This window comes from Hominimerdicola alba (genome assembly GCF_900109655.1).
GTDB lineage: Bacteria > Bacillota > Clostridia > Oscillospirales > Ruminococcaceae > Hominimerdicola > Hominimerdicola alba_B.
In genome coordinates this window covers 377,890-403,220 of the sequence record NZ_FOAT01000003.1, presented here as the reverse complement: position 1 = coordinate 403,220, position 25,331 = coordinate 377,890, and the positions used below count along the sequence as shown (strand labels likewise).

19 protein-coding genes are annotated in these 25,331 nt (G+C 47.1%); 9 read left to right on the top strand and 10 right to left on the bottom strand.

Annotated features, from left to right (window positions below; all coding sequences use genetic code 11):
* Window positions 1-24: 24 nt before the first annotated feature.
* The 6 genes from BMY75_RS05840 to BMY75_RS05815 form a co-directional block, all read right to left on the bottom strand.
* Window positions 25-504: a deoxycytidylate deaminase gene (locus BMY75_RS05840; RefSeq protein WP_074831030.1), complete on the bottom strand. Its 480-nt coding sequence runs from the start codon at window positions 502-504 to the stop codon at window positions 25-27.
* Window positions 505-523: 19 nt separating this feature from the next.
* Window positions 524-1,579 carry a hypothetical protein gene (locus tag BMY75_RS05835; protein WP_074831027.1) on the bottom strand — a complete coding sequence of 352 codons (1,056 nt, stop codon included), beginning with the start codon at window positions 1,577-1,579 and terminating at the stop codon, window positions 524-526.
* Window positions 1,580-1,632: 53 nt separating this feature from the next.
* Window positions 1,633-2,835, bottom strand: coding sequence for a hypothetical protein (locus tag BMY75_RS05830; RefSeq protein WP_074831024.1), 1,203 nt, complete (start codon window positions 2,833-2,835; stop codon window positions 1,633-1,635).
* A 29-nt stretch (window positions 2,836-2,864) separates the two neighbouring features.
* Window positions 2,865-4,025, bottom strand: coding sequence for a hypothetical protein (locus BMY75_RS05825; RefSeq protein WP_074831021.1), 1,161 nt, complete (start codon window positions 4,023-4,025; stop codon window positions 2,865-2,867).
* Window positions 4,026-4,125: 100 nt separating this feature from the next.
* Window positions 4,126-5,037 (bottom strand): LptM family lipoprotein, encoded by a 912-nt coding sequence (locus BMY75_RS05820; RefSeq protein WP_074831018.1) that lies wholly within the window; start codon window positions 5,035-5,037, stop codon window positions 4,126-4,128.
* Window positions 5,038-5,264: 227 nt separating this feature from the next.
* Window positions 5,265-5,771, bottom strand: coding sequence for a GtrA family protein (locus tag BMY75_RS05815; protein ID WP_074831015.1), 507 nt, complete (start codon window positions 5,769-5,771; stop codon window positions 5,265-5,267).
* Between the two features lie 434 nt (window positions 5,772-6,205).
* Here BMY75_RS05815 and spo0A point away from each other — a divergent pair, with 434 nt between their 5' ends.
* The 3 genes from spo0A to rplL all read left to right on the top strand — a co-directional run bounded on the left by spo0A (window position 6,206) and on the right by rplL (window position 8,325).
* Window positions 6,206-6,988 (top strand): sporulation transcription factor Spo0A, encoded by a 783-nt coding sequence (gene spo0A, locus BMY75_RS05810; RefSeq protein WP_074831012.1) that lies wholly within the window; start codon window positions 6,206-6,208, stop codon window positions 6,986-6,988.
* 376 nt (window positions 6,989-7,364) lie between these two features.
* A complete protein-coding gene (rplJ, locus tag BMY75_RS05805) occupies window positions 7,365-7,877 on the top strand; it encodes a 50S ribosomal protein L10 (RefSeq protein ID WP_074831009.1) in 513 nt (170 codons plus the stop codon).
* 76 nt (window positions 7,878-7,953) lie between these two features.
* A complete protein-coding gene (gene rplL, locus BMY75_RS05800) occupies window positions 7,954-8,325 on the top strand; it encodes a 50S ribosomal protein L7/L12 (protein WP_013496830.1) in 372 nt (123 codons plus the stop codon).
* A gap of 121 nt (window positions 8,326-8,446) precedes the next feature.
* Here the strand turns inward: rplL and BMY75_RS05795 are convergent, their stop codons facing one another.
* The gene (locus BMY75_RS05795; protein ID WP_242940177.1) at window positions 8,447-10,531 is read right to left on the bottom strand and encodes a glycoside hydrolase family 11 protein; all 2,085 of its coding nucleotides are present in this window, start codon (window positions 10,529-10,531) and stop codon (window positions 8,447-8,449) included.
* Between the two features lie 348 nt (window positions 10,532-10,879).
* Here BMY75_RS05795 and BMY75_RS05790 point away from each other — a divergent pair, with 348 nt between their 5' ends.
* The 6 genes from BMY75_RS05790 (at window position 10,880) to BMY75_RS05765 (ending at window position 18,086) form a co-directional block, all read left to right on the top strand.
* Window positions 10,880-11,638, top strand: coding sequence for an ABC transporter ATP-binding protein (locus tag BMY75_RS05790; protein ID WP_074831003.1), 759 nt, complete (start codon window positions 10,880-10,882; stop codon window positions 11,636-11,638).
* A 256-nt stretch (window positions 11,639-11,894) separates the two neighbouring features.
* Window positions 11,895-12,452: a hypothetical protein gene (locus BMY75_RS05785; RefSeq protein ID WP_074831000.1), complete on the top strand. Its 558-nt coding sequence runs from the start codon at window positions 11,895-11,897 to the stop codon at window positions 12,450-12,452.
* Between the two features lie 4 nt (window positions 12,453-12,456).
* Window positions 12,457-13,254 carry a hypothetical protein gene (locus BMY75_RS05780; protein ID WP_074830998.1) on the top strand — a complete coding sequence of 266 codons (798 nt, stop codon included), beginning with the start codon at window positions 12,457-12,459 and terminating at the stop codon, window positions 13,252-13,254.
* Between the two features lie 9 nt (window positions 13,255-13,263).
* Window positions 13,264-14,214, top strand: a complete 951-nt coding sequence (locus BMY75_RS05775; protein ID WP_431602516.1) for a glycosyltransferase family 2 protein — start codon at window positions 13,264-13,266, stop codon at window positions 14,212-14,214.
* Window positions 14,215-14,254: 40 nt separating this feature from the next.
* Entirely contained in the window at window positions 14,255-17,248 is a 2,994-nt protein-coding gene (locus BMY75_RS05770; protein WP_242940176.1) for a YfhO family protein, read from the top strand.
* Window positions 17,241-18,086, top strand: coding sequence for a zinc ribbon domain-containing protein (locus BMY75_RS05765; protein ID WP_074830989.1), 846 nt, complete (start codon window positions 17,241-17,243; stop codon window positions 18,084-18,086). Before BMY75_RS05770 ends, BMY75_RS05765 begins: the two co-directional genes overlap by 8 nt.
* Window positions 18,087-18,243: 157 nt before the next feature.
* Here the strand turns inward: BMY75_RS05765 and BMY75_RS05760 are convergent, their stop codons facing one another.
* The 3 genes from BMY75_RS05760 to secA all read right to left on the bottom strand — a co-directional run bounded on the left by BMY75_RS05760 (window position 18,244) and on the right by secA (window position 24,895).
* Entirely contained in the window at window positions 18,244-20,616 is a 2,373-nt protein-coding gene (locus BMY75_RS05760) for a CotH kinase family protein (protein ID WP_074830986.1), read from the bottom strand.
* Between the two features lie 220 nt (window positions 20,617-20,836).
* A complete protein-coding gene (locus BMY75_RS05755; protein ID WP_074830983.1) occupies window positions 20,837-22,099 on the bottom strand; it encodes a DUF1015 domain-containing protein in 1,263 nt (420 codons plus the stop codon).
* Between the two features lie 84 nt (window positions 22,100-22,183).
* Window positions 22,184-24,895 carry a preprotein translocase subunit SecA gene (gene secA, locus BMY75_RS05750; RefSeq protein ID WP_074830980.1) on the bottom strand — a complete coding sequence of 904 codons (2,712 nt, stop codon included), beginning with the start codon at window positions 24,893-24,895 and terminating at the stop codon, window positions 22,184-22,186.
* Window positions 24,896-25,331 lie beyond the last annotated feature (436 nt).

Sequence of the window (25,331 nt, the reverse complement as noted above, 5' to 3'; positions counted from 1 at the left end):
GTTCCCGCTACTTTGTTATGTGCCTCACAGCTCTATTTTGATGACCCTATTCGTGTTCTCATACTTACGCAGTTTTACTCCTGCCATGTTGAACATCTTCTTCGATGCCTTCACTCCGTCCGTGTCGGCATACTTGTCATCGCCGTATATTACTTCTTTTATACCGCTCTGGATTATCGCTTTCGCACATTCGTTGCAGGGGAACAGGGATACGTATATCCTCGCATTTTTAAGGCTCCCCGTCGAACGGTTGAGTATTGCGTTCAACTCTGCATGGCATACAAAGGGGTACTTCGTTTCAAGGAAGTCGCCTTCCCTGTCCCACGGCATATCATCATCACTGCACCCTGTCGGCATACCGTTATAGCCCACCGACAGTATCTTATTTTCTTCTGATACTATACAAGCACCCACCTGTGTGCCGGGATCTTTGCTTCTTCCGGCAGAAAGATGCGCTATGCCCATGAAGTATTCGTCCCAGCTGAGATAATCCTGTCTTTTCATACTCTTCACCTGTTTATTATCACTCTGTTATTGGTGCTGCCATCTGAACTTTCAGGGCTTCAAATATCTGCTTTGCATCCATGCCCTTCATATCGTCTTCCATTTCGACCTCATAAGCTTCGCTTGTGACGTATACACCGATATCGTCGCCTACGCTCCAGGTCTCAACGCCGCCCAGGTCATACTCCTTTTCACCTGAAAGTACAGAGAATGTCAGGCGCATATACAGCTGATCTTCATATTTGCCGCAGTATTCCAGGAAGAAACCGTAGGTAACGTCATCACCGATGTCCATCTTCTGTATATCTTCCTCGCTGTTGAAGATAGTTTCATCATTGAGGTTTGTTTTTACAGCTTCAGCATCGGGTTTAACGCTGTCGGTCAGCTTGGTGAGGAGCTCTCTGATCTTTGCACCGTCCTTAGCTTCCATCGCATCGCTGAGCTGATCGTTAACATCAGCATCGCCAAGCTGTTCAAGCATACTGATAACATCATCGATTACCGCATACTTTGTGGTCTGATTTGTGTCTGCGAGCTTCTGCTGGAATTCTTCATCGGAAGTATCGCTGCCAAACTCAAACTGAAGATCGCACAGTTCCGCAATGGGTTCTTTGAGGATACCGAAATTGAAGGTGTCGAGGAATGCCTGTGTATCCTTATCCTCAGCGGCTTTATACTGCTTTAAGATGGCATCGAGGGCAGCCTGTACCTCTTCATCGGTGGGTCTGGTCTCCAGGTTGTTCTCATCTATATAGATGATATTATTGTTTATCAGCTTCATGGTAACGTCAGATGTCTGGAAAGTAGTATCGTCATTCACCAGTACCTCAGCCGCAGAGGAAGTATCGTCACTTTTCTTTGAATCGTCATCATCAGTTGCGCTGTTATCGGTCTTGCTCTCATCGGTGGTGGTCTCATCGGAAGTTGTCTGCTTGTCAGAAATGGTCTGATCATCAGCCTTAGCCGAATCGGAAGCCTTTGAAGAGCTGTCCTTATCCTCCTTTTTGTCGCCGCAGGCAGCCAGACCTGCGCACATCACCAGTGCCAGCATTGCCGCCATTATTTTCTTTGCCATAAATTATTTCCTCCTTATCTGTGGTCAGTTCCAAACTATTATTCTATCGGATATCATTCCATCGGATAAAATTCCGTCACTCCTTCCGTTGAGGTATATCCTGTAAGTTTATAAAAATCGGCATTCTCGAAATAGTCATATATAAATGCTTTGCCGTCGGGGTAGCCTGATCTGTGCATTTGGTCATACACATATTTATCGCCCTCAGCCTGAGGTTCATCGCCTGCAAGGTCAAGACCTGAACTTGAAGTACACATAGGAAAAACGCTTTCAATCTTTTTCTTGAAATCTTCGCCCACCGCTTCTTGTTCTGCACGGTACTCACTCACGATGTTGTACACTTTTTTTGCGGCTACTAAGCTGTAAGGCTCAATGGATTCTTCTTCGAGCTTTTGTTTGATCTCGTAAACGGTCATGTCTGCGTATATGTTGTCGTCGTGTTCCGGGGGATCCATAATTATACCTGCAGTGCCGTCCATATACCATGCTTCTATATTTACAAAATCGAACATATCATTTCCATTGAGTATGCCCATATCAAAGTTGATGAACATATCATCCCCGTCGCGCTCAAATCCATTAAGATCGAAACCTATTATGGTATCTCTGTTCAACTCGCCCATGGGGACTAATTCTTTTCTGTTTTCCCAGAGTGGTGTTTTATCGATATTGAAACCGTCAAGGGCGAGTTGCGTCATACTTTTAAAGCCCTCTGTCATGGCACTATCGTCAGAATCGATATCTATGAAATCATCTGTTTTGATATCAGCATTGTCAGAACATTCAAAAAGCATATAGCCACAGTTGTACATTACTTTTTCTTTAGAAGATGAAGGGCGTTCGCCGTGGAGGTTCATTTTGGTCATAATTTCAGCGAACGGTTCAACGATCTTATCGAAAGCTAATGTTTGCGTATATTTTTCGCTGTCATTCGTCTGAGCAGCGTTGTACTGTTCAACAGCCAGCCCTGCAAAAGCGAGAAGCTCCTCGTTGGTGGGGGAATCTTTGTGAATACCTGGAATGTTGATGATGATAATATTATCCATGTTAAGCTCAGTGGAGACAGTCATGCTGCCATCATCGGTTTTGCTGTCGGCAGCCTGTATATTCTCATCATTGGTTGTATTTGTATCGGCTGCTGCGGTTGATTTTTCTTTAGCGGAACTGCTGTCTTTATTCTCGCTTACTTTTCCGCAGCCTGCAAGACCTGCGCACATTGTCAGCGCAAGCATTGCCGCCAGAATTTTCTTTGCCATAAAAATATTTTCTCCTTATCTATTGTCAGCTATTCTTCTTCTGGATAATATCCCGTAACTCCGTCCGCCGAAGTATATCCTGCCTTTTCGATAAAATCCAAGTTCTTGTTATAGCCTGAAATAAAGGCTTTGCCGTCGGGGTAGCCATATTCGTGCATTTGGTCATACACATATTTATCGCCCTTAGCCTTAGGTTCATCGCCTGCAATGTCAAGACCATCGCTTGATGAACACATGGGGAAATCGCTTTCAAGCTTTTTCTTGATATTTTCGCCCGCTTCATCCAGTTCTGCGCAGTACTCAGCCATGATAATGTACAAAGAGTGTGCGGCTTCTGTTACTTCATTCAGAGCCTTATTTTCCTTGATCTTCTGTTTTACCTCGTCAACGGTCATGCCCGCGTATTCGTTATCGCTGTGTTCTGCGGAAAATACCATTACGCCCGAGGAGCCGTCTATATACCATGCTTCGATGCTTCCTAACTTGAACATATCATTTCCGTTGAGTATTGTCATATCGAAGTTGATGTACATATCATCTTCTTCGCGCACGAATTGCTGAAGATCGACATATGCGATGGTATCGCCGTTCACTTCGCCCATTGGGACTAAGTTATCCCCGTCTTTCCATAGGGCGGTGTTATCGATGCTGAAGGTGTCAAGAGCGAGCTCAGTTTTCTTTTTATATTCCTCTTCCCCTTCATCATTATATGAGGGATCAGCGTCAGACCAAAAATAAAGCATATAGCCCCAGCGGTACATCGCCAGATCTTTAACAGACATATCATCCTTTTCGGGGTTGATATGCCTTACGGCGATCATTTCGCTGAATGGTTCGACCACCTTATCGAAAGAGAACGTCTGCGTATATTTTTCGCTGTCATTCGCCTGAGCAGCGTTGTACTGTTCAACAGCCAGCGTAGCGAAAGTGAGAAGCTCGTCATTGGTGGGCGTATCTGTATTATTGACATAAACGTCACCAATGAAAATATTATCCTTGTTCAGCTCGACAGGGAAGATCTCACCGACCTTACCGGATTTTCTGCCGGCAGTCTCATCATTGGCAGTATCCGTATCGGCTGCTGAGGTATTTTCGCTATCTTTAGCGGAATTCTCGCCATCATTTTTGCAGCCTGCAAGACCTGCACACATCGTCAGCGCCAGCATTGCTGCCAGTATTTTCTTTGCCATAAATTATATACTCCTTATAAGTGGTCAGCTTTCAAGCTTTTTCTGAAAGCTTCGCCGCGTGTTTCAGGGTCTGCGCAATACTCACCCACAGCTGCTTTGCTTAATTTTCAGCACCTTTTTCCTCGATCATCTGTTTTATCTCGTCAATGGTCATGTCGGCATAATTGTTGTCACTGCGTTCTGCGTGGTTTATCATTATGCCCGAAGTATTATCCATATACCATGCATTTACATTAAAGAGCCTGAACATATCATTTCCGTTGAGTATTACCAAATCAAAGTTAGTGAACATATCATCGCCGTCGCGCTCAAATCCGTTAAGCTCGAAAATCATTATGGTATCACTGTTCAGTTCGCCCATAGGTACGAAGTTTTCTCCGCTGTTCCAGAAAAGGGCAGAGAATTCATCAAAGTCCAGATTTTCATTGACAAAGTTCAGTCTATTGTTCAGATCGTCTCCCAAGGCATCGTATTCATCTGCCTTATCGGTATCTGCTTCATCAAGATCGGAGCACATGGAAAGCATCATACCCCAGGTTATCATCTCTTTTTCTTTTAAAGACAGATCATCGTCATCAACATCACCGAGATACAGACCTGTTATATCTATATCAGTGTTCTGGGCAATTTCGCAGAACGGATCAATGATCTTATGGAAAGCAAGGGTCTGCTTGATATTTTCTTTGTCAGCCGTTTGTATTGCACGGTATTGTTCGATAGCAAGCCCGGCGAAAGCGAGAAGCTCATCGCTGGTGGGGGTCTCATTGCAATCGCCTGAAATGCCGCTGATCACAATATTATCCTTGTTAAGCTCGGTGGGGACAGTTATACCGCCGTCATCGGCTTTGCTGTCGGCAGTATTCTCGTCATTGGCAGCATCGGTATCGGCTGCTGAGGTGTTCGCGCTCGCTTTAGAGGTACTGCTGTCCTTTTTATCGCTTTTATTTCCGCAACCTGCGAGACCTGCGCACATCGTCAGTGCAAGCAGAGCCGCTATGAACTTTTTTGCCATGTGTGTTCTCCTTTTATCGTGTTATTACGTTTTTCAATTTTTAACTATAGTTACGCTACCATATTATAGCATATCACCGTGTTAAAATCAAGGCTTTTTACCATAAACTCGACTTTTTAACACTGTTTATACACATATCGGGATGAGCAAAAAATACAGCCCGGGGTCAGGGGCGGTTTATACAGAATATCCGTATAAATGCCAACCATGTCCGCGGGCTGTATTTGTTATTTCTGCTTTTTAAAAACGAACAGTTTGCTGATGATATAGTTGAGTATTATCGTAATGATGGATACTATCACCTTTGAGATTATTGCGTTCATACCGATGTTCTCGACGCAGAGGTTCAGCAGGAAATTTTCGATGAGCAGGGTGAGGAGTCTGCCGCCGTAAAAAGACAAGCACTCCTTAGCGATGCCCTGAGAGGTATGCGCCTTGTTTTCAAAGACCCAGATGCGGTTAGTGATGTATGCGAATGTCACAGCACATATCCACGAGATTGTATTTGCAACCTGTGTGTTGGTATCTATCGTTTTGCTGCCTATCGTGATATCTTGCAGGTCGAGTAGCTTATATGGCAGTATAAAGAATATCAGTCCGACTATGGTGGTCAGTCCGCCGAAAAACAGATACAGCAATACTTCTTTGTTCTTCTTATAGAAGGGCTCAAAGGTCTTGAGGAAGCCCCAGCCCATTATGCGGTCGAAAATATCTTTCTTTTGTGTGTTCTCCATTTTATCATACCTTTCAGATTTTTATGACCGATTAATTATATCATATATTCCTGCAAAAGTAAAGTCCTTGCGCGGGCGGGATCCTGTGGCATAAACCATTGTGCTGTGCTTGGAATGTGCAGGGCTGAACGAAATTCGTCAGATGCGGTCGATTTGGTTCGGGCGGGTGCTGTTTTTGATTCGGTCTGGCAGAAATCTGACGAACTGATGCGAGGGGTGTTTTTGTGTGCTGTAAGGCTCGAAAATATTCAGAATAGCAATATTTTTACGTGATTTATAGTGCATGTTGTCTAATAAAATCGGAAATTTCGTGGCGATTTTAATAAAAACCTATTGCATTTTAAGTTTACTTGTGTTAAGATATTTATGCAAACGAAAATTGACTGCCCGGGAACGTCAAAGCATACTTTTTTCAGCTACGGAGGTATTATTTTATGAACAACAAGATCAAGATACTTATAGGTGACGATTCTGCGCAGTACGGTGTGTTTTGTGCCGCAAACCTGAGAAATTCGGGATTCTTTGTAATAACCCGCCAGAAAGACGGCATGGTGATATTCGATGCGGTGAAGAATGAGCTGCCCGATGTTGTTATCGTTGACGCGGTGATGCCCGGGATAGATGCTATCGAGCTTATACGAAGATCTGAAAAGCTGGATAAAAAGCCACTTTACATAGTTACCAGCGCTTACGAGAACAGCTTCATCGAAAATCAGGTGATGAATGCGGGAGCATCCTACTTTATGCTGAAGCCCTTTGATGTGAAGGTGCTGGGGGAGCGTATAAAGGCTATGCTGGATATCGATACCGATATATCCTCGGAGCACAGGATAAGTGCCGCAAGGCAGAGCCCTGCAAATCTGGAGATAATCGTCACGGATATAATCCATCAGATAGGTGTACCTGCCCATATAAAGGGGTATCACTATCTGCGGGAGGCTATAATATGCTCGGTGAATGACAAGGAGATGCTGGAAAGCGTGACGAAGCTGTTGTACCCATCGGTTGCAAAGAAATTTGCCACAACTGCTTCGCGGGTGGAGAGGGCGATACGACATGCCATAGAGATAGCCTGGGACAGGGGTGATATCGATACCCTGAACAGCTTTTTCGGTTACACTATAAATACGGGCAAGGGCAAGCCCACCAACAGCGAGTTCATCGCGCTGATAACGGATAAGATATCCCTGAAATTCAGGGCGGCGGTATCGGCGTGAAGTCCTGACATCGGACGGGCGGTCACGTTACGTACTGTGCTGTGGGACGAAGAATGGCAAAAAGCCGAAAGATCGAGTGCCGGGGCAGAAACGTCATTATAAATAATACTGCCTGTAAACCGCGAAAACCGTAAATTGCGCGGAGTTCATAAAAAGTTTACACAAAAATTCTCAGACCCCCTTGACGAAATGTCGGGGGTCTGTTATAATATATAAGCATTCGTATTCTAAAGACAGTCGGCACAAAGGTAAGACCGACCGAGGAAAAGAAAGCATCGTCAATAATGACTATGTATTCTCTTTGTCTTTGGATAAAGGGGATTTTTTCTTTTAGATTACGCTTTGCGAGAAAACTGCAAAGAGGTGAATTTAAGAAATGCCAAGTGAGAAGACTTTACTTGCTAAGCAGGAAAAGGTCAATGAGCTGACCGAACTGATCAAGAACTCCGCAGCAGGCGTTCTGGTAAGCTACGAGGGTATCACCGTTGAGGAGGATACAAAGCTCAGAAAGGAAATGAGAGAGGCTGGCGTCAAGTACTTCGTTGAGAAGAACACAATGCTGAGATTTGCATTCAAGAACGCAGGTCTGGACGATATCACAAACGTACTCGAGGGTACTACTGCTATCGCAATTTCCAATGACGATCAGACTGCTCCCGCAAGAATCCTCGGTAAGTTCGTCGAGGACACAAAGAACGAGAAGTTCAAGCTGAAGGCAGGTTATATCGGTACTGAGGTATACGACGAGGCTGGCGTTACCGCTCTGTCCAAGATACCTTCCAGAGATACTCTGCTTGCTATGCTGGTCGGCTCCCTCCAGGGTCCGATGCAGAAGCTGGCTGCAACCCTTCAGGCTCTTGCCGACAAGGAAGGCGGCGACGCTGCATAATCTGTGCAGCTTAAAGCTAACGCGGACAGCTTAAAGTTCCGCACATCTAAAATATTTTATAAAGGAGATTTTAATCATGGCTTCTGAGAAGATTATGAATTTTGTAGAAGAAATCAAGACTATGTCTGTTCTTGAGCTGAAAGAGCTCGTTGACGCTATCCAGGAGGAATTCGGTGTAACTGCAGTTGTAGCAGCAGCAGGCCCCGCAGCAGGCGGCGCAGCAGCTGAGGCTGAGAAGACTGAGTTCGACGTTGTACTCGCTTCCTTCGGCGACAACAAGATGGCAGTTATCAAGGCTGTTAAGGAGATCACAGGTCTGGGCCTGAAGGAGGCTAAGGCTCTGGTTGAGGAAGCTCCTAAGGCTGTTAAGGAGGCTGCTCCTAAGGCTGAGGCTGAGGACATCAAGGCTAAGCTGGAAGCTGCTGGCGCAACTGTAGAGCTGAAGTAATTTCATCTTTTTGCTTACATTACCCCCGTGTTATGCACGGGGGTTTGTTTTTTATATTTGCGGGTATACGAGATAAAGGCACTTATGTCATATTCTGACAGAAGTGCCTTTAATGTTTTTATCACGAAAGCTTTGTGTATACCTTTCCGCCCATGAGTTCCTTGCCGTTTGCGGCAAAAAGCTCGGATACGGTAACTACCTGCCAGCCTTCTTCTTTAAGCCATGGTACTACAGTTTCCATAGCTTCTGCGGTGGCTTCGTAATTCTCGTGACAGAGAACTATTGCACCGTTTAGAGAACCGTTCTCCTTGGCTTTCTTTATTGTAGAAACTATACTATCGGCAGTGGCGTTGTTCCAGTCCTTGGTATCAACTGCGCAGGAGATGAGCGCTACATCGTTTAGGGTCTTGGTGGTATCTCCGCCGCCGTCGAGGTAAGGAAGTCTCAGCACAGCTGAGGGTTCTTCGCCTATTATGCCTTTCAGCTTTTCACGGCATTTTTCGTATTCGTCGCGTATCTCCTGAGGTTTCAGCTTGGAGAGATAGGGGTGGGATGAGGTGTGATTTGCTATCTCCATGCCCTTTTCGTGGGCATACTTCACCTGTTCCTCGGTCTTTATCCAGTTGCCAACATAGAAGAATGTTGCATGGAAACCGTTATCCGCCATAGTATCGATTATACGGTAGGCGGGGTCGGTCTTTTTGGTGGCGCTGGCGCCGTCATCAAAGGATATTGCCACCATGGGCTTGTCCTTGTCTATCCAGGAGATATCCGCTGTATTTGTTATAGCAACGGGGTCGCTGAATGTGTACTCGGTATCGTCTTTTTTATCCGATGTTGATGGGGTGGGCTCACTGCCGTCGCCTATGCCCGAAGCATTGTCGATATAGAAATCTGTAAGGCTGTCGGGAGATTCAACGTAAAGAATGAGGTTCGTTGCATCGTCGGGGACAGTGTAATCGCCCTCCAGAGTCACCCATTCGCCGCTGGGAGCGGTCTGCTGGGCTATCTGGTCATAGTGGTCGCCATCACTGCCTGTGTACTGCATTGTGAATTTCAGAGTAGCGTCCTCGCCGCTTTTCTGCATAGCATCGGTCTTGAAAGAGTAGGTGCCGCCCTGTTTGAATACTTCACTGTTCAGCATTATAGCCGCGCCGTTCCAGTTATCGGTCCTTCCGCTTACAAACAGAGAGCCTTTGCCCTCTTTGGCTTCATCGGTGGTCTGTGCAACGGTGGAAGAACCTCTCTGCATCCAGCCACCCTCGTCAGATTCAAAATCGCTGGTGAAGAAACCTGCGCCGTCTGCGGGATCTTCGGGCTTATCGTCGTTTCCGCCGCCGTTTTTGGTGACTACGGGGGCGGGGTCAGCTGAGTAATTGCCGTCTATGGTCAGTTCGTTCTGATAGATGGTCGCCTGACCCTGAGACTGGTAGCCTTCGATATTCAGAGCGACTTCATACATATTGCCAAGCTCCAGACCCAGCTGTTCCCATGCATCAAAGTGCTTGGATACGGATATTGTACCCTCGATCTTTGTGCCGTCAGCCTCGGGCTTTACCTGCCTTACACTCCAGTACTGGTCGAAGGTCTTTGTGCCGTCGATGGATGGCTGTTCGTATCTGGTGGTCTTGTAGACATCGTAGGTCGCGCCGTCAACGGTGACGGTTCCCAGTGCTTCGGGTGCTCCGGGCGGTCTCCAGGAACCCCATGTTTCTACAATGTAGTACTCCACAAGAGGATCTCTTGTCCAGCCGTAAACGCACATATATGAGTTACCGTCGGGCTGATAGTCAACACCATATTTAATAGTGATATTTCCCAGATCTTTGTAGGTCTTGGTGCAGTCGAATTTCTGTCCTCTGCGGAACAGGGCGTTGTTGATGTTTGACCACTTGCATGAGAACGTGCCGCCCTCGGTGATGGTCATTTCGGTATCGCCGTTGTCTTTCCAGAGTTCGTAGCTGTAGCCGTCATAATTGCCTGTGGTATTCTCGACGAATACCTTACCGTCCTGTGTCTTTTCGTTACTTTCGGACTTGGAGCTGTCAGCAGTTTTCTTTGAGGAGCTGTCTCCGCCCGAAGCTCCGCATCCGCCCAGCACACCCGCAAGACACGCCACGGCCGCAAGCCCCGCCATGAACCTTAACTTGAAATTGTTTCTCATTCGGGTATTACCTCTCTTTCCCGCACAGTTTACAGATGCCATACGTCAGCAGTCTGAATGTGCGAATTTCGTCAGTTTCATTTTAACACTTATCCTGTGTTTATACAAGTCAAAAATTGTCATCTACTGTTAAATCGCCAATATTTTTTGTACCTTGTGTTTATAATATGGTTAATTTCGGTTAAATTTATCGTTATATTGACCATACAATTAATGGCTAATTTCCCTGAACAACATAACATATCCGCGCTTTTACGAAGTATTTCCCGAAATAGCATAGTTTGACGATCGTTGTAGCTGAATTTATTTAAGGACTATTTAAGAATTTCCATGTTATACTTTGTTACAGAAAAGGACAACAGACCGTATATTCGGAAAGGAGAAACGAATATGAATAAGATACTTGAAGTTAAGGACCTATGCAAAAGCTACGAAGTAAACAAGAGAAAGACAACCGTACTGAACGGCCTTGACCTTACGGTAAACGAGGGCGAGATGGTGGCGGTGATGGGTCCCTCGGGTTCGGGAAAATCCACACTGCTTTACACCGTATCGGGCATGGATAAGATGACCGCAGGTTCGGTGAAGTTCTGCGGAAAGGATATGGCGGGGCTCAGCGAGGGTGAGCTTGCGGAGATGCGTCTGGACGATATGGGATTTATCTTTCAGCAGATGTACATGATGAAGAACCTCTCGGTGCTGGATAACATCATACTCCCCGCAGTAAAATCCAAGAGGACTCACGAAAGCAGGAAAGAGACCATCAAGCGCGGTCAGGATCTTATGCGCAAGCTGGGCATAATCGATACCGCGGACAACGATATCAACGAGGTATCGGGCGGTCAGCTGCAGAGAGCCTGCATATGCCGCAGCATGATAAACTCCCCGAAGATGATATTCGCCGACGAGCCCACGGGTGCTCTTAACCGCACGTCTTCCGAGGAGGTAATGGAAGAGCTGACAAAGCTCAACAATGAGGGTACGACCGTTATGCTGGTGACACACGATGCAAAGGTAGCTGCCAAGTGCAGCCGTGTGCTGTACATAGTTGACGGCAACATCAAGGGCGAATTTTCTCCCGACAGGAAAGCATCGGTGCATGAGCGTGAAAAGGCGCTGAATTCATGGCTTATTGAGATGGGTTGGTAAAAGGGAAGGAGATACCTACAAGATAGTCAAGAGATAGCAGACAAAAAAACTATAGAACAAAAGTTAAAGTCACGCGGGCAGTAAAAGGCTGTCCGCGTGTTTTTGATGTCGGTATCATTATCCTGAAAACGCAACCGATGTTAACATAAGTGCAATCGCGGAAGTATTGACATTTCGGGGAAAATAGCTTATAATTAAAGCATGGGAAGAGAGAACATCCCAGATATAATGGATCATTAAAACGGAGGTGTGATTTATGTTCGGAAAGACTTCGTTTTTTGACAAGGAAATGAAAAGAGCGGAAAAAAGCGCAAGAGCTTTTGCCAAGAGAAATAGAAAAGAAGCTAAGGAAGTTGAGGATATAATGAACGGTAATAAGAGACCTTCAATGGATTACTTTGAGGACACTAACAGGAGCGGTTCTGCGGGCAATGAGACACTGCAGTTCTTCATGGGATTCCTGCTGCTGGGCGGCGGTCTTTACTGGCTGCTGAATTCCTTTACCGTTACCTCGGGTATAGGCGGTTTCGGCGGCGGAATGTACAGCCTGTTCGGTATGCACATCTCGGGTGGCGTTATGCTGATACCTCTGCTGGTGGGCATTGGTCTGATATTTTTCCTTGACGGCAAAAAGCGTTTTATCGGTTATTCCGTTGCGGCGCTGGGACTGCTGGTGATAGTTATATCTCTGCTGTCTTCCCTGAATTTCCATGCAAAATACGGCAATACCCTTTATGTATATGTTCTGATGTTCGGAATGATATTTGCAGGCGCTGCTCTGCTGATAAAATCCACTTTCAAGAAAAAGAGCTGAGTGAATGTACCTGATCTTTTTGGGAATGACAGCGCTTCTCGTTCAGCTGCCCCTTGACTGGACAGCGGGATATGTGCTGAAAGCTATCGGTTTTGCCCTGTGCATGGCGGGAACGAGAGAACTTGGAGAACTGTGCATCAGACAGTATGATGCTATAAAAAGAAAAGATGAAGAGCGACCCCCTGTCCGCATTAGCGGGCTTGGGGGTATCGCACTTTGGAAAAATGTGCGCAGCATTATGGAAAATAGAAGCTCACCGTTTCAGGCACAGCGTGAAGCGGCTGCTTTGCTGTTGGAAAGAAATGCTGTTTTAGGAGTGGCGGCTTCTGCAGTAAGCGCGGGCTTGGCGGCTCTGTTTGAGTTTATCATCAAAGGCAGAGGGCTTGCAGGGAACATCACGGCTTGTGTGCTGGGGCTTGTAGTTACCGCTCTGGCGCTGAGAATGGTATTCGGTGCGGTGGCGTTTTTTGATGCTAACGACCTGCTTATGGCGGCGGACGATAAGGACGGCAGTTTTGTGAAAAGCAGGAAACTTCTGCTGACCGACAACCGCACGGATATACTGCGCCTGAAAGATATCGGTAACAAGACCGCGCTTTGTATTGTAGTGGGGCTTGTGAGCGATATACTAAACCGCCTTGCGGGCATTCAGGTGATACAGGATGCGGCGGGACTGCTGGCTTTTATGAGCAAGCTGACCGCATACATCATGGTCATAGCTTTTGCTGTAAGGGCATATTCCGTAAGACAGGGCATTATTAGAAAAAACGGAGAATATCTGGAAGTTACCGAGGAAGACTGATAATCGGGAGTGAATGATTTGATATCTGTACTGATACCTGCCTACAACGAAGAGGGCAATGTTGAACGCACTGCCGACGCTGTTGGCAGTACCATGGATAAAAATAATATAGATTATGAGATAGTATTCGTCAACGACGGTTCGGCTGATAAGACATGGGAGAAAATGACAGCTCTCGCAAAGGCTGACAGCCATATCACCGCCGTGAATTTTTCGCGCAATTTCGGCAAGGAGAGCGCTATATTTGCGGCACTTGAAACTGCAAATGGCGACTGCGCCGTTATCTTCGACTGCGATATGCAGTTCCCTGTGGATACCATTGTTGAGATGTACCGCATATGGGAAAAGGGCGGCGTGGATATCGTCGAGGGGCGCAAAAAGGACAGGGGCAGAGAAAGCCTGATGTATAAGGGTTTTTCACTGCTGTTTTACAGGCTGATAAGCAGCACCAGCAGACTTGATATGCAGGATGCTTCCGATTTCAAGCTGATGGACAGGTGCGTTATCGATGCTTTGAACCGTATGCCCGAAAGACTGACGTTTTTCAGGGCGATGTCGGGATGGGTAGGCTTCCGCACCGAAAGAGTGCTGTTTGAAGTAGCCGACCGCGAGATAGGGCAGTCTAAATGGAAGACGAGACAGCTGATAAAATTCGCGGTGAACAACATAACATCTTTCACATCTGCACCTTTGCAGCTAGTTACTGTATTCGGCGTGGTGACTTTCCTTGTATCGCTGATACTTGGCGTTAACACGCTGTACAACAAATTTTTCGGGAATTCCGAGGCAGGCTTCCCGACGGTCATAATCCTTCAGCTGCTTACTTCAAGCATAATAATGTTCAGCCTTGGCGTGATAGGATACTACATCGCCAAGATATACGAGGAGATAAAGCAGAGACCCAGGTATATAATAAGGGATATAGTCAGCCTCAGAGAGGATAAAGATAAGAATGGATAATATACAAAAGTTGAGCCCCCCTGACAAGAGGGGCAGCTTTTTGAGAAGATTTGTGGAGGGCATAGGCGGCTTCTGCATCGACAGAAGGCTTTATCTGGCAGTGTTTTTCCTTTCTGCCGCCATAATGTACGGCTCCTATGCCTTTTTCAGGATACACCCCATAGGCGACAGCTCCGTGCTGGTGCTTGACCTTAACGGACAGTACGTCTATTATTATGAGCATTACCGCGAAGCTTTCTGGGGAAGAGAAAGCTGGATATACAACTGGTCGCGAAACCTCAGTGGTGAGATGTTCGGCATATTCGCCTACTATCTGGCGAGCCCATTTATGATAATAATAGCCCTGCTGCCGCGGCACATGATGCTGACGGCGATACTGATAATGCAGCTGGCAAAGGTGGGCTCCTCGGCAGTGACTTGCTGCTTTTTCCTGAAAAAGACGGCAAAGCACCCGCCAAAGACAGTTTCGCTGGTGATATTCCCGCTGATGTATGCGCTGATGGCGTTTATGGTGGTACAGCTGATGGACCCCATGTGGCTGGACGGTCTTATATATCTGCCGCTGATATGCTGGGGCGTGCGCAGACTGGTGTATGAGGGCAGGCTTCTGCCTTATATCATACCGCTGGCGCTGATGTTCATAGCGCATTTCTATATCGGCTATATGGTGGGTATATTCACGTTTTTCTATTTCTGCTATGTATGCCTTTCCGACCCCGAAAGAGCACTGCCGAAGAAGTTCATACTGAGGTGTCTGGCTTTCGGCGCGGGAACTGTTGTGGCGCTGATGTGCTCGGCTTGGGTGCTGATACCTGTGTACAATTCTTTGAAGCTGGGAAAATTCGAGTTCACCGACCCGGATTTCTCATTGGCGACACAGTTTGATTTTCTCACATTCATCACCAAGCTTTTCCCAATGACTTACGATACGGTATACCCCGAGGGTATGCCCATGATATACTGCGGAACAGCTGTGCTTCTGCTGGTGCCCCTGTATTTCATGAACGAGAAGATAAACGTAAAGGAAAAGACCGCCGATGCCGTGCTCACGGTGATACTCACGGTGCTGATGTATATAAAGCCCTGGGATATGGCTATGCACGGTTTTCAGGTGCCTAACTGGCTGCCTTACAGGTATTCTTTCATATTCTCATTCATGCTGGTGTGCATGGCATTCAAGGCATTTGAGAATCTTGAGGGCGTTACCGCAAAGAATATCGGCGGAGTGTTCTTCGGGCTGATGATATTCCTTTTCTGGTGCGAAAGAGAGAACTACTCCCACTTCAAGCTGTTTGTCACCCGCAAGAACGCCGACGGCGACCCATACAACATTATACAGGGCATATGGGTCAGCATGATAGCACTTACGGTTTATTTCGTTCTGCTGTATCTTATTCGGAAATATCCCCGTTCCCGCGGGGTGGCATTCTCGCTGACACTTGTGCTGACGGCTGAGCTTTTTGCTGTGAATATCGATACTATCAAGAAAATAGATATCGACGTTTCATACTCAAAATACAGTTCCTACGAGCCTTATATGTCAGACTTGAAAAAGGCTGTGGACATGATAGAGGAGTACGACCCCGAGCCTTTCTATCGTATGGAGGCTACTTTCCACCGTACCGTTAACGATGCAATAGGCACAGGATATAAGAGCCTTTCACATTCAAGCTCGACAATGAATGCCCCTGCACTGATGATGCTGCACAGGCTGGGATTTGCCTACGGCGGACATTACACCAAATATGACGGTGCTACCCCGATGACCGATGCTATATTCGATATAAAGTATATAATGGACAAAAAGGGTAATGATATGTACGTCAGCAGCAGGTACAAAATACCTCCCGAGTACCAGATAAAGACCGAGGTCAGCATTGACCATGAGAAAGTAGTGGACGGTGAAAAAAAGACGGTCCCAACGACGTTCAAGTTCTATCGCAACCCGAATACACTTGGTCTTGGCGTAGCTGCAAAGGGCGACCTTTCAGAAGTTGAACTGGGTGATGATGACCCCTTTGAGAATCAGAACATTCTGTTCAATGCGCTGGCAGGCGAGGATTACGATTTCTTCAAGCCTGTGGATATAATCAACAGCGACAGCGAGAATGTACAGACCGTAAATACTACCGATGGACATATAAAGTACTACCCGCTTGATGAGCGCAACAAGGAATGTCACGTTGATTACGTGGTGCGCATGGATAAGGACAGCGACCTGTATATGTACCTGCCCACAAAGTACGAGCGCAGCTGCAATATCTGGTATCAGCCCGAAGACGACTATGTTGATGACGAATACAACATGGAGTATGTGGGTCAGTTCTTTGTGGGGGATAATTACTCCATCATGAAGATAGGCAGATTTTTGGAAGATCAGGAGATACGTATCCGCATAACCATCGCCAATGACGATAACGAAGCCTACTGGCGCGACAAGCTGTTCTACAGTTTCGACTATGACGGCTTTGCAAAGGCAGTTGAGGATATGCAGAACAGCGTGTTTGAAGTCACCGAGTTTGCAGATACCGAACTTACAGGCAAAGTAAACGCAGAAAAGGACGGTCAGCTGCTGTTCACGACTATCCCATATGAAGAGGGCTGGACGATCGAGGTCAACGGCAAGTCTGTGAAGCCACAGAAAGCGGTGGACGACAGCCTTATCGCCATACCCCTTGAAGAGGGCGAAAATACGGTAAAAATGAAGTTCTCGCCCAACTACTGGCGGCTCTCGCTGGTGATATCCATATTCGGCGTGATACTGCTTATAGTGGTGGCGCTTGCGGATATCAAAAACGGCAAGTATCTGCGCAAGCTGTTTGAACATTCGGCTAAAAAGGAAACGGAGGAGGTACCTCTGCCTGAGCCGAAATACAGCGGTGCGGAAGTTCCCGAACCTATGATGATAGAGATAGCCGATAATGACATATCTGATGACGCAAAGACAGAAAATACTGTTGACAAAACGGCGCAAATAGGTTATGATAATAATATGATCAATAATTCCGATGAAGGTGATGGTAACGATGGCTAAAAACAACTACAAGAAAAAACTGACCAACAGCGGCGGCGGGGTCTGCTTTATGACCTGTATAGCGGCACTGTTCGCACTTTGTGCCGCAGCGGGCGATATCCTTGCGGGACTGCTGTATACTCAGTTCTTTTCCAGGCAAATCTATGATATGAGCCCTGATCCGATCGATTTTGCTTATGACAGCAGTGCAAACATCGCTATGGCTGTATTTGCGCTGGTCATGATGTTCTGGGCATTCAGTGCTTCAAAGGCAAAGCGCATGGGCAGAGAGTTCGGCTGGGTGAATATATTCATGAGCCTTGCACTGTGTATCTCTCCTGCTGTTAAGCTTTACCGTCTGCTGGGTACAGATTTCTTTGATAAGTATTTCAAGACCAATTATGACAGCGATAAGTTCGCAGGCGCAGTTTCTCTCGGAAAGATAGGCTTGCCACTTGTTGCAGGTCTGCTTCTTCTCCTCTCGGGTATCATAGTTGCTGCCCGCGTAGGCGGTGAGGATTTCGCAGTGGAAGTTCCCCGCGGCGGCAAGAAAGAAAAAGCTCAGCCCGTAGCTGTTAACAACACTGTGGCTGAACCCGAGAACAATGAACAGGAAAGCGCTTTCGGATTTGGCGAGAACACTCAGGCTGTACAGGGTCTTACAGGCGAAACAAAGCCTGCGACCTACAATGAAGCTCCCGCGAACACCGAGACTTTCTATCAGCCCGAAGCTCCCGCAGCATCAGTTGATACCTCTGATATGAGACCTAAGCGCCCCTCAGTAAAGCTTTGCCCCAAGTGCGGCGAACTTGTAGGCGATGACGAACTATTCTGCTCAAACTGCGGATACAGAATGTGATAAGCATAATAAAAGACTCTGCACCCATGTGGTACAGAGTCTTTTTTGTTTGTCATTAACATTTATTGATATATATTCTTACCCTATACGGCGGTGGAAGAATATTGCAAATGATTGAAAATGCCGTTTGAAATGGTGCGTCAGCGGGATGACCCAATTAAGACTTTGCTTTTATCGTGATATCATCGGTGACATTGATGGTGAGAGTACAGTCGGTTATCTCTTCTGTCTTCTTGCCTTTTTGTGAGATCTCCCATGTTACTTTACTGTCTGCGGTCAGAGTGATCTGTGAATTATCGAAGTATCTGCAATCGCAGCTTTTTCCTATCTCACAGCCGTTAAGGGTAATATCGGCACTGTCGGATGTCACGGTTATGGTTCTGGCATTGCCCAGATCATATTCGGCGCTCAGGTATTCTATAAGCTTATCCTGCCTGTTTGAAAAGAATTGTGTCATACGTGATATCATCGGCATAGATGAATGCTCAACCGTGCGATGGGTAGGGAACCGGAGATAGTATGCGGGCATTTCGGGAAGGTAAGCATCGCTGTAGGTGTTTATGAAGCTTTCAAGACGCTCGGGTGTGAATGTGCAGTTGCCCATATCCATCAGCCTTGTTATCAGCTTTGTACGGAATTCTTCATTCTCCAGCAGGCGGATTATCATCTTGGTAAGGGGTTTGTGTTTATTTTCGTTCAGATATTCAAAAAGGTTCTTATCAGCGTCTTTCATATTGTAGTGGCAGGCACAGGATTCGGTATCAAACATGAAGAACCGCCATTTTCCATCGCCGTATTCACTGCCGTCTGTTGAGCGCCAGCAGCCGTAGTTGTTCTGTGGCCAGTCGCCGTTGAATATATACATCTCTACGGCGCAGTAGTTGATGAATCCTTCTATATCAAGAAGTTCGCAGGCGCGGCGGTAGTTATCCTCAATGCTCATATCGCTGTACAGTATAACTTTCAGCAACTCATTGAAGCTCGTTTTATCTTCGGCAAGTCCCTCGTCAAGCTCGTTGTTCTTGTATATGGCGACAGACTTCTCTTTTACGCCGTAGTGGCGGGCGAAATACTCCGGAGAGTAATCCTCCTGGAGAACGTAAAGCCCCCAGTATTCGCCGTCGATGAAAAGAACGCAGGGTCTTCCTGTCTGGGTTGCAAATGAATGATCATCTGCCATATCCTGTATCATAAGATCTTTGAATTTCAGGTAGTTTGAATCATTTCCGCCGTTTCTCAGCACAAATGTGGAGAAGCTGTCATCATCCTGACCCTCGGCAGTCTCCAGCTCCTGCCAGAAGCGGTAATCGAAGCGGTTGTTGCCGTATTCGGAGCGGGCGTAGAATCTGAAGGATTTCTGATAATCAGCCCTTGACCAGCCGCCCTGTATGCGCACGCCTGCGTCCTGTGTAAATACAAGACTTCCGTCACTTTCAAAGAACTGCAGGCTGCACTGACGTTCCCAGTCTCTGCCTTTCTGGTTGTAATTCGCAGGGATAGAGCCGTTATAGAGGTGGTCGGGGTCGGTGGGATAGTAATCCTCGTATACCTTTCCGCGGACGTATATGCCTGTTTCGTGGTCGTAGAGGGAGTCGGGGTCTGTCACCATTGATATGACAGGCATATTGCTGTGGTCGGCGGGGGAGAGCCCCACAAAGTAAGATGCGGTGCTGACCAAGCCCCATTCGCCGTCAGATGACTTAGCACAGGCGCGTATCACCGTGCCCTTGTCAACGTCCTCATCTTTCGGGGCTTCCACCTTGCCGGGACGATATTCCAGCTGAATCTTCATAGGGTCCAAGGCGGAAAGCACATTTTTGTCCCCTGCCCTGTCTTTGATATCGATGGGTTCGGAATATATTTCCGCTGTGTCCGAAGTTCTGGGATCGGTACCGTCGGTCGTGTAGTATATCCCAGCGGAATCTGCCGCACTCAATTCAAGGGAGAAAGCATCGGGATAGAATCCGCTCTCTTGTGAGAACATCACCTTTGAAGCGCATCTGATCTTGGAATTTTCAGCGCATGGGGTTGGCGTTGTGATGTATGACCCGCCTTTTCCTGAACAGACCGTATAGCCCTTTGGTGCAGGCTTGGCGGTGATGCTGTCGACGGGGATCCCGCCGTTTTTCAGTGATATGGTACATTCCTCGTCCTTTGGTATCTTGATATCCGCCGTGATGACATCGGGGTCATCAAAGCCGTTTTTGGTGCAGTATACCAGCGCATAGCCGCGGGCGGGTATTGTACCCCCGCTGATGGCATGGTCAGCTTTGCCATTGCGGCAGAGGGTGTAATCTTTGAGGTCAACCGCCTTAGTGTTAGGGTTGTATATCTCCACCCAGTCGCAAAGTTTGCCCTCGCTGTCCCGAAGAGAAGCTTCCTCGTAATTGCCGTCATTTTCGGCACATATCTCGCTGATGACCAAGCTTTTCGGGGTCAGGAAAAACACTGCGGCTGCAATAAGCCCAAGCACAGCCGCGCCTGCTGCAACAGCAATGGTTGCCTTTTTTTTATCCGTACTATTTTCCATGATCTCACCCCCAATTCCGGTATCTGCGGATATTAACACACTTTTTTTATTATACTAAAAATATTTGAAAAAGTCAATTGGCAGATGATATAAGTCTGGATGCTGATTGACTTTTTGTACTGTATGGTATATTGTTTCATATAACTGCATATATACGAATAGAGATGATATGTTCTAACGCGAAAACAGGCAGTCCCAAAATCGGACTGCCTGTTGTTTTTTACTTGATTATCCTGCGAGCTTCAACATAGAAGCGCTTGTCTGCGGCGTGACCCATGGAGAAAGTCTTTCTGGGGAGTGCGCCGTCCTCGATGACGGTGGGGAAAAGCTCGTTTTTGCCCATATCGGGGAGGAGGAAACCGATGGAGTTCTTCTTTTTGGAGAGCTCCCTGACTACCTCGGCACCGTGGATATAGTCGGTCTTTCCGCCGAATTCCTTGGTATAGTTGTCAAGGAAATTCTGGAGAGAGCCAACAGTCAGCTTTGAACTGGGGGTGTGTACGAACACCTTTTTCTCCTCGCCGTTCTGCACGATGATGAAGCTCTGCTCGCTTTCCTCATCGGAGAGTGCAAGCTTTTCTGTCAGCGCCTTTACCAGATCATCTTCGTTGATCTCGGTAACAATACGGTGGATAGCTTCAAATTCAAGGGCAGGCGAGTGGAGATTTACCAGCTCTACCAGTGCGTATCTTGCAGGATGACCGGAAAGATCGGCAGAGGGCTCTGCGCGTTTCAGGGTCTCGTAGAATTCCTTTGCGGTGGCAAGGGAGTGGTTGCCGTCTCCCATGGCGTATGTGAGGGGCTGTCTGCCTGTGATGCCGTAGCGGCGCTCAAAAGCTTCCTGCTTTGAGAACTGCTCCAGATGGCTCACAACTATCTCCTCTGTCTCCTTGTCAAGAAGCCAGCCTGTGATGTGTCCGCCGCCTTCCATCAGGTCGAAATCGTAAAGCTTTCTGAATTCGTCCTTCTTATCGGCAAGGGGTTCGATGATGCGCTTTTTGGCATCGTCAATGAGTATCATGATGTGTGGGAGCTCCACAGGAGCGCCCTTGCGTATTTTTATGCGGGGAGGTATACGCTCGATGACCGTAGCCTCAGTCGCTCTAACCTGAGATTCCGAACCCTTGTAGTATTCATACTGTTCAAGGTCGATACCGCCGATGATACCAGCCCTTACTCTTCCGTCGGACTGAGTGCGCTCGATATATATCATAGCATCTTTATACTCTTCAAATACGCCCTTTTCAAGATACTCCTTCATGGTGCGGTGTATCTTGTCTATCCTGTAATCAACGCCTGGCTGTTCAAGATAGACCTCGGGCAGGATCAGATTATAGGCACTTTTGTTATCGCCTACATACTTTTCAACTCTGTCCCAGTACTCGGGCTCAGATGTATACTGGTCGCAGGCAACTACTGCCCATTTGTTCATATCCGTATCCTTGGGCAGAAGGATATCTGCTCCTTTGAATGCTGTTGACATATATTATTCACGCTCCGTCAATATTCATTGTTATCCGAAAACAGGACGGTCATCAGCCGTCCTGTTCATCATTATTCTTATTTATCAGTCGTTTGCTCCGCAGCAGTCCTTGTACTTCTTGCCGCTTCCGCAGGGACAGGGATCGTTCCTGCCGACTTTGTTCTTGTTGCGGATAGTCATATTGTGATGCTCCATAGGCTTGAGGACTTCCTGTCTCTGGGGAGCTATCTGCTGTCTTACCTTGATGGTGAACAGCATCCTTACAGTATCCTCACGGATAGATTCGATCATAGCATCGAACATATCCATACCTTCCATACGGTACTCAACAACAGGGTTCTTCTGACCGTAGCTTCTCAGGCTGATACCTCTCTTCAGCTCTTCCATGTCGTCGATGTGATCCATCCACTTGGTATCAACTACCTTCAGCAGACAAACTCTCTCGATCTCGTGGAGAAGTTCTTCGCCCAGCTCTTCCTCTCTTTCGTCGTAGAGCTTCTGAGCTCTCTCCTGAAGAGTATTCACGATATCCTCGCGGGATACTTCGTCCAGCTCCTCGGGGGTATAGTTGAAGTCGTCTTCGGTGGTGAACAGACCGTTGAGTCTTTCCTTCAGACCAACAAGGTTCCAGTCATCAGCGATATCGCCCTGAACATACATATTAACGGAGTCGTCAACGAAGTCATGTATCATCTTCTCGATGGAATCATGCAGATCTTCGCCATCGAGAACCTGCTGTCTCTGGCTGTAGATGATCTCACGCTGGGTATTCATAACGTCGTCGTAGTTGAGGACGTTCTTTCTGATATTGAAGTTTCTGCCCTCGATCTTCTTCTGTGAAGATTCGATAACGCTGGAAAGCATCTTTGACTGTATAGGAGTATGCTCGTCAACGTTGAGGGTATCCATCATGCTTGTGATACGGTCGCCGCCGAAAATTCTCATCAGGTCATCTTCAAGGGAGAGGAAGAATGTGCTCTCGCCGGGGTCGCCCTGACGTCCGGAACGTCCTCTCAGCTGGTTGTCGATACGTCTGGACTCGTGTCTTTCTGTACCGATGATATAGAGACCGCCAGCCTCTCTTACCTTCTCAGCCTTTTCCTTTACCTCGTCATCGAACTTCTTGTAAAGCTCTCTGTACTTCTTTCTTGCGGTGAGGATCTCCTCATCGTTTGTGTTGGAGTAGCTTGCTGCTTCAACAGCCTGCTCCTCGGTGTAGCCCTCTTTCTGGAGTGCTGCAAGGGACAGATACTCAGCGTTACCGCCCAGGGTGATATCGGTACCACGTCCTGCCATGTTGGTAGCGATGGTAACTGCACCGAACTTACCTGCCTGAGCAACGATCATAGCTTCCTTGTCGTGATACTTAGCGTTCAGTACGTTATGGGGAACGCCCTTCTTCTTCAGCAGCTTGGAGAGGTGCTCGGATTTCTCGATGGATACAGTACCGACCAGTACAGGCTGTCCTTTTTCGTGACACTCAACGATCTGGTCGATAACAGCGTCGAACTTGCCTGCCTCGGTCTTGTATACAACATCGGGGTGGTCTTTTCTTATTACGGGCTTGTTGGTGGGTATCTCGATAACGTCCAGCTTGTAGATCTCTCTGAACTCGTCCTCTTCGGTAAGAGCCGTACCTGTCATACCCGACAGCTTATTGTAAAGTCTGAAATAGTTCTGATATGTGATGGTAGCGATGGTCTTGGATTCTCTCTTGACTTCAACGCCTTCCTTAGCTTCGATAGCCTGATGCAGACCGTCGTTGAAACGTCTGCCGTCCATTACACGGCCTGTGAACTCGTCAACGATAAGTACCTCGCCGTCACGAACGATGTAGTCAACGCCCTCTTTCATAACGCCGTTTGCTTTCAGCGCCTGATTGATGTGGTGTGCCAGAGTCATATTCTCAGCGTCCATGAGGTTTTCAACGTTGAATACCTTCTCAGCCTTCTTAACACCGCTCTTGGTGATGGTGGCAGTCTTAGCCTTCTCGTCGATGATGTAATCGCCGTCCAGCTGGTCGTTATCTATCTTGTCGTCCATTTCGATAACGGTAACGGGCTTCAGGGTCTTTGCGAATCTGTCTGCCAGATTGTAAAGCTCGGTGGACTTATCGCCCTGACCCGATATGATAAGAGGAGTTCTTGCTTCGTCTATCAGTATGGAGTCTACCTCGTCCACGATAGCGAAAGCGTGATCTCTCTGTACCTTGTCCTTTTTGTATATTACCATGTTGTCACGCAGGTAATCGAAGCCCAGTTCGGAGTTGGTACCGTATGTGATATCGCAGTTATAAGCCACTCTCTTTTCAGACTTATCCATACCTGACAGTACGCAGCCGATGGAAGTATTCAGGAAGTTGAATACCTTACCCATTTCCTCCGACTGGAATTTAGCCAGATAGTCATTAACGGTTACAACGTGTACGCCCTTGCCGGAAAGCGAGTTGGAGTACGCTGCGAGACAAGCGACCAGAGTTTTACCTTCACCTGTCTTCATTTCGGCGATACGTCCCTGATGCAGAACGATAGCACCGATTATCTGAACGGGATAGGGCTTTTTGCCCAGTACTCTCCATGCAGCTTCACGGCATACAGCGAGAGCGTCAGGCAGAACTTTGTCAAGGTCAGAAACATCTTCGACCTGTTTTTTCAGCACGGCGGTCTGTTCGCCCAGTTCTGTATCGGACATAGCCGCATACTTATCCTCGAGCTCCAGCACCTTATTTTTGATAGGTTCGATCTTGGCAAGCTCCTTTTTGGAGTAGTTGCCGAACAATTTGTCAAGTAATCCCATTTATCTAGCCACCTTTTTATTGTACAGTAAAGAAACTTTCTGTTATTGATATAAATAGACTATTATATTATACACTAAACGTTTGAAAAAGTCAATACCTTGTAAGCGGCTTTAGTGAAAGCAAATTAGCTGTCCACCGCAGTGCGTATGTATAAGCAACCCGCACTCTGTAGTGTTTAAATCGGATATCTGTAAGAAAAAAAGATATCACCCCACCCACAAAATCGGGCTTTGTGGGTATAGCCGATAAATTGCTTCAGTAGATAGTGTGCCGGTTTTCGCCCCTCGTCCCTCGGGTCGAGCTGTCAAATAACAGCGACTGTGTCGGCTGTGGCTTCGCTGTTTGACGGCAGGCGCGGCAATATCTCACGCATATAGAAAGAGCGTGGACTGTTCGATTGTCCACGCTCGGATTTTTTTGCCGCGCCTTTTTTTC

Coding starts and splice junctions, on each gene's coding strand:
- BMY75_RS05840 (WP_074831030.1), bottom strand. CDS start 504: ATGAAAAGACAGGATTATCTCAGCTGGGACGAATACTTCATGGGCATA.
- BMY75_RS05835 (WP_074831027.1), bottom strand. CDS start 1,579: ATGGCAAAGAAAATAATGGCGGCAATGCTGGCACTGGTGATGTGCGCA.
- BMY75_RS05830 (WP_074831024.1), bottom strand. CDS start 2,835: ATGGCAAAGAAAATTCTGGCGGCAATGCTTGCGCTGACAATGTGCGCA.
- BMY75_RS05825 (WP_074831021.1), bottom strand. CDS start 4,025: ATGGCAAAGAAAATACTGGCAGCAATGCTGGCGCTGACGATGTGTGCA.
- BMY75_RS05820 (WP_074831018.1), bottom strand. CDS start 5,037: ATGGCAAAAAAGTTCATAGCGGCTCTGCTTGCACTGACGATGTGCGCA.
- BMY75_RS05815 (WP_074831015.1), bottom strand. CDS start 5,771: ATGGAGAACACACAAAAGAAAGATATTTTCGACCGCATAATGGGCTGG.
- spo0A (WP_074831012.1), top strand. CDS start 6,206: ATGAACAACAAGATCAAGATACTTATAGGTGACGATTCTGCGCAGTAC.
- rplJ (WP_074831009.1), top strand. CDS start 7,365: ATGCCAAGTGAGAAGACTTTACTTGCTAAGCAGGAAAAGGTCAATGAG.
- rplL (WP_013496830.1), top strand. CDS start 7,954: ATGGCTTCTGAGAAGATTATGAATTTTGTAGAAGAAATCAAGACTATG.
- BMY75_RS05795 (WP_242940177.1), bottom strand. CDS start 10,531: ATGGCATCTGTAAACTGTGCGGGAAAGAGAGGTAATACCCGAATGAGA.
- BMY75_RS05790 (WP_074831003.1), top strand. CDS start 10,880: ATGAATAAGATACTTGAAGTTAAGGACCTATGCAAAAGCTACGAAGTA.
- BMY75_RS05785 (WP_074831000.1), top strand. CDS start 11,895: ATGTTCGGAAAGACTTCGTTTTTTGACAAGGAAATGAAAAGAGCGGAA.
- BMY75_RS05780 (WP_074830998.1), top strand. CDS start 12,457: ATGTACCTGATCTTTTTGGGAATGACAGCGCTTCTCGTTCAGCTGCCC.
- BMY75_RS05765 (WP_074830989.1), top strand. CDS start 17,241: ATGGCTAAAAACAACTACAAGAAAAAACTGACCAACAGCGGCGGCGGG.
- BMY75_RS05760 (WP_074830986.1), bottom strand. CDS start 20,616: ATGGAAAATAGTACGGATAAAAAAAAGGCAACCATTGCTGTTGCAGCA.
- BMY75_RS05755 (WP_074830983.1), bottom strand. CDS start 22,099: ATGTCAACAGCATTCAAAGGAGCAGATATCCTTCTGCCCAAGGATACG.
- secA (WP_074830980.1), bottom strand. CDS start 24,895: ATGGGATTACTTGACAAATTGTTCGGCAACTACTCCAAAAAGGAGCTT.